The sequence below is a fragment of the Methylocystis sp. genome (assembly GCF_021731785.1).
Taxonomy (GTDB): domain Bacteria; phylum Pseudomonadota; class Alphaproteobacteria; order Rhizobiales; family Beijerinckiaceae; genus Methylocystis.
Window position 1 is genome coordinate 1 of record NZ_JAKFWS010000038.1, and the last position, 6,076, is coordinate 6,076.

Below are 6,076 nucleotides of genomic sequence, written 5' to 3' on the forward strand. Positions count from 1 at the left end.
TGTTCGACGGCGACGAACACATAGGCCTTGCCCTCATCCGTCGTGACCGTTTGTGTCATGTCCGTTCCCCACATTTCGTTGATGCGATCAGTGATGATCGCGCCGTCATGAATTTTCATTCGCGTCTACGCCGCGCGATGGGGCGCCAGTAAGCCATGTTCGCCCATCACCCGCCGCACGCGGCGGGGACTGGCGCGAACGCCGGCGACCCGAAGCCGCGTCCATAGCTTGCGGTAGCCCTCGCCGTGAAAACCGGACTCCGCGATAAGACGGCGGATATGGTCAGCCAGTTCCGCGTCCGGACAAGCGCCGATCGGGCCTGGCCGGCGTCGTGGGGCGTCATCCGGCGCCTCCAAGCGGCGCCGATAGACAGTCGCCCGCGACAGGCCCCAGAACGGTGACCTGAAGCTCAAACCGAGGATGCCACGGATACAAAAGCTTCCGAAGCGCGGTCCCGTGGGCGTTCTCAAACCTTGTTCTATAATACGGTTCGACCACATTCAGCGCTCGGTTATCGCCCGCCGGCGCCGCTGACGATCGAGCCCTTGCCGCCCCCACTCGATCAGAGCGCGACTATGCATTAAGCTCTCAAATCCGCTGGACCAGAAAAGCGGTCAGGTAACTTCGAGACCGGACGGTCGGTCGCGACACAAACAATTCATGGAATTCGGCTGGTTGCCGGCTGGGATAACTTTGTTATTGCCGGTAGCAGAAACTGCGATGATTGTGCGGTCGATCGACCGGTCTATCAATCTCGTGAAGTCGAAAAAAATCCTGCTTCAGTATCAAATGAAACTGAAACTCGTGTGAGACCGTAATCTGCTGAACCTTTGTTCTAACAGATATTGGCAGTCTCATATTGAATCCGAAATCGACACCAGACGCCGATCGGCACCGTAAACGCCTGAAACGACTGGCTCCGTCGGGGTGACGGCATCGTGCCGATTCACAATTAAGCAGCCCTCACGGATCCAAAGGCGGCGGGTGATCGCCGTAAGGCCAATTTTTTGTGGCCGTTGGGCTGCATCGATATTGGTTTGTGCTCGTGAGCCAGTTCTGAATGTCCAGGGGGCCCAGCTGCCTTGCGAGATACACATATTCACCGCAGGTCGAGGGCGGCGTATGCCGATCGAACCAACCCGCGGCCTGATCTGATTGCACGAGGCGCGCCTTCGCGCGACCAAGCTCATAGGGAATCCATTTCGATCCGAGGCTGTGCTTCGTGTGGAGGGCAATCACATGCGTCGCGTTCAACAGGGCGATTTCGATGATGGCGGCGAGGAGAATGTCCTTGGCCGGGCTTGGCAGCGAAGACCCACTCGCTGCAATGAGCGTCGGATTGTGGATGTCGAGCCAATAGTCGTATCCGACCTGGGTGGCGAGCCAGGCGATATGCAGCGCATTGTTCACGTCGCTCATCCTGTGGGAAATGAACAGGCAGCACGTTTTCGCCCTGGAGGAGCTGCCCGGACCAAACTCCCGGCTGATGTCGCCAATGAAACTGTCAAATAGCGACGCCCAGGAATCGCTCGGCGCGTCAGGCGGGACGTTGTAGAGGCGCTCAACGAGCGCCCGCCAAGCCGGATAGCCGAGAGCATTATCCGAGAATCTATTTTCGACCGAAAGTCCTTCTACGTCTCTCCAGAAAAACCTCATTGTCAGACCCCCTCCTTGTAAAGCCGCAACGTTTCAGCGTACAGACACTCTCAAGCGCAGTGTGGGCCGGACGCGTACACAGCTTCTCTCGCCGGCCCGTCAGCATCAGAGCCACACGATCGCAAGGCCCGCCGCCTCCACCTGCTTCGGATAGTTCCGCACCGCTTTGCGATCCTTTTCCTTCTCGTCTTCAGGCAGCTGCGAATACGGGACCATGAGCGGATGCAGCTTTCTGTCATCGTCGCGCGTCGGTCCGTAAACCCAGCCGTTCTTGGCGCGATGCGCCATCCAGCCTTCGTGTTCGGCCTCGGCGAGGCGCTCGACATGGGCCTCGATGTAGGGCGGGATCGCGCTATCGGCTGCCCTCTCCCGCGACTTCGTATCCTCCGGCGTCGAGACGCCGAGGCCGACAAGCGCAAGCACGTCGGCAATACGGCGCCCCGCGGCGCGATTGGCGTCCTTGTCGATCGGCGCAAGCTCCGAATAGGGCACGTCGAGTTGAGGCTTCTTCGGATAGTCGCCCTTGCGCCATTCTTCGTGGATCCATTCGGCGAGTTTCTCGATGATCTCGGACATTAGATAGCCCCGTGTTGCGATTGAGTGTAAATCGGCCGGGGGGGGCCGGACGCCGATCAGGCACCGCGAATGCCTGAAACGACTGATTGCATCGGGTCACGGCTTCGCGCCGATTCACATTAATTCCCGAACAGTGCCTTATGGCCGGAACGAAACAACTGCGAAGCGCAGCGGATCCGAATTGGCAGGCTGCCCGCGGAAGACAATTTCGTAAAACCCGCGCGTGCCGATCGCCGGCGACAGCAGCCGTAGTCTGGACACGCGCGGGCCCTTGTAGGTGAGAGCGCTTATTTGCTCCGCGGGCCGCCCGGCTTCGGGCTGCCCCTTGTCGTCGAGCTTTTGCAGGGTCAAAGATCCCGTAATCTCTGGGACAGGAGCGCCCGGAACGACAAGGATTTCGAAGGCGCGCCCAAGCTGTATGACCGGCGTCGCGAGGGAAAGGCGGATCGATGGCGCTTCCTCTTCACGAGCCAGGGACTCGAGCGGGACGCCGAGATCGCCGCCCAATAGACGGTAGAAGACGCGCTTGAAAGGCATGCCGTTGAACACCTTCGAGTGTTCATTCACCACGACCTGCTTCTGCACCGCCCGCGGGAGCGCGCTCCAGAACGGCACGGTGCCATCGCCCGCGTCCTCCGTGCGCGTGACGACCATCTGCTCAATGGGGAACACCCCGTTCACTTCCGAAACATTGATCCGCGTAACAGTCTCGTGGCCGGTCCCAGCAAAGTAAAAGTAACGTGTGTCCTCCGGCGGCGCGCCTTTCGCAAGGCTGTCCTGTACAAACCGCGCTCGGTCGAGCAGCTCGAGGTTCAAGCCAAGTCGCTCTGCCTTGTCCTTGTCATAGATGTCGATAACGCCGACGGCGAGATCTCGCTTGTCCCAGCATGCCGCTTCATTGGGTGCGGGAAGGAGTTGATAGCCCGCTGGATAGCGCCGATCATTCGCGATCTTGCGAAAATCGCTCGCGCTTATACCGAGCGCGCTGTCCAATCCGAGCGCACGCGCCAGCGCCAGCGGCGCGCCTTGATGCGGCGTCGCGAGCGCAATGAAGGTCGTCACCTTTTTGCGCAGACTCTCTGGCGCATATATTTCTGTTTCCAGCACGAGCCTACTAATAAGCCCGCCCATGGAATGCGCGACAAGATGGAGGGCGCTTGCGCCCGCCTGGTCGACCCTTTCGAGCAAGCCCGCTAGTTTCTTCGCCGTCAGGTCGAGGTCCTGACGCCAATCGTATGGGAATGGATAGCGGCGCATTTTCTCGCCGTTCGGCACGAACCCCAAAGCGTTAAATTGATCAAAGAGCGGCGCATAGACGTCGAAGCAGGAGACGGTTTGAATGATGTCTCCATGCTGGACGTCTTCCTTCAGGAGCTCATTGACACGGCGGTAGCCGAAAATCGTCTCTTCCGGCGTCGGCGGCCACAGCTTATCGCCATTCGACGCAATGAGCTCCGTTCCCATGATGCCCGGAACGAAAATGAGCGCTTCCATGGTTCTCCTTTCCGACATTTGCGGCGTTTCGCCTAGCTGAGCTTGATATTTTTGGGCTTCACGTCGGCCTGAATCGATCCGATCCAAATGCCCTCGTTGAAGTCGCGCATAACGCTCGAACCGTTGAGCCCCGGGATTCCGGAAACTTCGTCCTGCGGAAGGCTTTTGCCGCCCGCGTGGTGCAGGCCGATGCACTCCCATTTGTCGTTGAACACCGGGCTGCCGGAGCTGCCTTTCTCCGTGCTCGCTGTGTAGTGCAACCGCAGCCTAGTCGGATCAGGCGGTTTGCCTGTGGGGGGAAGTTCGTGATCCTTTAGAACGTTGTCCTGCAGTGAGAACTGCATCACGTCTCCCAAAGGATAGCCGATCACATAAACGCGCGGCTCCGGACTGAGAGACATTTCAGCGTCCGCGCATATCTCTAACGTCTTCAAAGGCTCCGTCGACCCGTTGAGGCGAATGAGCGAATAGTCGAGTCCGCCATCCGCCGGCGATTCGACAAGAACCTCGTCCACGGCGAAGCTCAGAGGCACATCTGCGATCGCCTCGAAAACCACCTTGACATTACTGAGACTGCGCCGCCCGCCGAGTCCGTTCTTATTGAGCACGTGAAAATTCGTGAGCAACAACTTCTCATCCGCGGGCTCAACGCCAAAATCCCCCGCCTCGACCATGAATCCCGTGCCGAAGCGTAGCCCGAGCTTCTCGGTGATGGCGGCGACGGATGCAGCCCTACCCAATCCCATTTTGTACCATTCGAGCGTCTCTAACCCTCGCGGCCCAACCAGACGCTGCAGCCGTTGACTGTCCTTCGCTTCGAGATTGCGCATCTCGCGCAGATGCGATGCGTCCATTCTCAGCACAGCGCCGGGTGTCGGACGGCGCATCAGCGCGGCTTCCAACATCTGCAGCAGTTCCGCGCCTTCTTTCGTGTCTTGAATGGCCCAAAGCTGTCGGAGCTGGCGCAATGTGCTCGCCAGCATGAAAGGGGTCGTGTTGGTATTGCCTAAATAGGCGCGCAACGCGTCCTCGCTCTTCTTCCACTCGGTGCGAGCGGCGTACGCCTCGCCCAATGTCGCACTCCACCATTCGTTTCGGTGGGCCGGACCTATCGCATTAAGGGTCACGATGAGCTCGTCGACATAGTCGCGAGCCGAGCGCCCTGACGGAGACTTGAGACCGCGGCGCGCCGCGGCGTGTGTGAGCGCCCCAAGGTTGATCCCGTGCCAAAAATTGTTGCCGCGGTCGCGTGTGTAAGGCCCGTTGTATGACTCTACGGCGCGACGTAGATATTCGCTCGCCCAAATATTGTTGGGATCGACGATGTCCATGAGGAGCTGCTTGTAGACCCGGCCGAGCAGCCCTTCGAGCTCCGCATATTCTCGGTGACTCTCGCCATAGCGAATCTTGGCCTCTTCGAGGACGCCGATCGCGGCGGCGAAGCGACGCGTTTCGATGAGACCTTGGGCGTAAAGGCGCCGCGCTTCTGCGTTTTCTTCGTCAAGACCGCACACCAGATCCGCCACGACGCAGAGCCGCTCGAACTCTCGCAAGTCGCGTAGCGGGCCTAACAGCGACGCAGCTTCGGCGACGGCTTCCTTCGTCGGCTGCGCGCCCAGCGTCTCCCGGAGGCGATCCGCCCGCGCCACGATATCTTCAGGGGAATCTGAGCAACCGGGCATGATAGAAACCTTTAGAGCCAACTGATTGTGAATCTTAGCGTGATCGGACACCATTCTGCAGCAGTCTATCAGCCGCCATTATGCACAGTGACGGCTTTGAGTGCGGATTTTTCGGCGGGGGGGCAGCTGGACAAGGAACCAGCGATCGGCGTTCGTCAGCCGACTTGAGCGGCGGGCATTGACACGTTAATGGGCGAAATTCGGACGGATGGGTTATGGTGGCCGATGAAACCCATCTCTTACGCCCGTCACCGCTTCCCTCCCGACGTCATTCGACATGCAGTCTGGCTCTATCTTCGGTTCACCTTGAGCTATCGTGACGTCGAGGATTTGCTGGCTGAAAGAGGATTGGAAGTCAGCAATGAATCGATCCGTCGCTGGGTTTTGAAGTTTGGATCAGCGATCGCCAGGAACCTCCGCAGCGCTCGACCGAGGCCTCACGATCATTGGCATCTCGACGAGATGGTGGTCTCGATTGGCGGTCAGCGAATGTACATGTGGCGGGCCGTCGATAGCGAAGGCGAAGTTCTCGATGTATTGATCCAACGAAGGCGTGACACGGCCGCCGCGCTGAAGCTGCTGAGGATATTACTCAAGAAGCAAGGATTTGCCCCGGCCGTCATTGTCACGGACAAACTCGGATCCTACGGGGCGGCGCTGCGGACCAT

Annotated in this window: 6 protein-coding genes and 1 pseudogene; 2 read left to right on the forward strand and 5 right to left on the reverse strand. The window is 59.3% G+C overall.

Annotated elements, in window-relative coordinates; translation table 11 throughout:
• Positions 1 to 125: 125 nt before the first annotated feature.
• Complete coding sequence (locus QZ964_RS07705) at positions 126 to 413, reverse strand: IS3 family transposase (RefSeq protein ID WP_292530694.1); 288 nt, start codon at positions 411 to 413, stop codon at positions 126 to 128.
• Positions 414 to 467: 54 nt separating this feature from the next.
• Here QZ964_RS07705 and QZ964_RS07710 point away from each other — a divergent pair.
• A pseudogene (locus QZ964_RS07710) lies at positions 468 to 584 on the forward strand (hypothetical protein); the annotation flags it as partial.
• Between the two features lie 379 nt (positions 585 to 963).
• Here QZ964_RS07710 and QZ964_RS07715 read toward each other — a convergent pair.
• From QZ964_RS07715 to QZ964_RS07730, 4 genes are all read right to left on the reverse strand, one after another.
• Positions 964 to 1,656 carry a toll/interleukin-1 receptor domain-containing protein gene (locus QZ964_RS07715; protein ID WP_292530699.1) on the reverse strand — a complete coding sequence of 231 codons (693 nt, stop codon included), beginning with the start codon at positions 1,654 to 1,656 and terminating at the stop codon, positions 964 to 966.
• A gap of 105 nt (positions 1,657 to 1,761) precedes the next feature.
• Entirely contained in the window at positions 1,762 to 2,232 is a 471-nt protein-coding gene (locus QZ964_RS07720; protein ID WP_292530701.1) for a RyR domain-containing protein, read from the reverse strand.
• Between the two features lie 138 nt (positions 2,233 to 2,370).
• Positions 2,371 to 3,726 carry a hypothetical protein gene (locus QZ964_RS07725; RefSeq protein WP_292530703.1) on the reverse strand — a complete coding sequence of 452 codons (1,356 nt, stop codon included), beginning with the start codon at positions 3,724 to 3,726 and terminating at the stop codon, positions 2,371 to 2,373.
• A 32-nt stretch (positions 3,727 to 3,758) separates the two neighbouring features.
• The gene (locus QZ964_RS07730; RefSeq protein WP_292530705.1) at positions 3,759 to 5,408 is read right to left on the reverse strand and encodes a serine protease; all 1,650 of its coding nucleotides are present in this window, start codon (positions 5,406 to 5,408) and stop codon (positions 3,759 to 3,761) included.
• A gap of 225 nt (positions 5,409 to 5,633) precedes the next feature.
• Here QZ964_RS07730 and QZ964_RS07735 point away from each other — a divergent pair.
• Positions 5,634 to 6,076 (forward strand): IS6 family transposase (locus QZ964_RS07735; protein ID WP_292530707.1); only part of this gene is annotated, 443 nt, incomplete at its 3' end.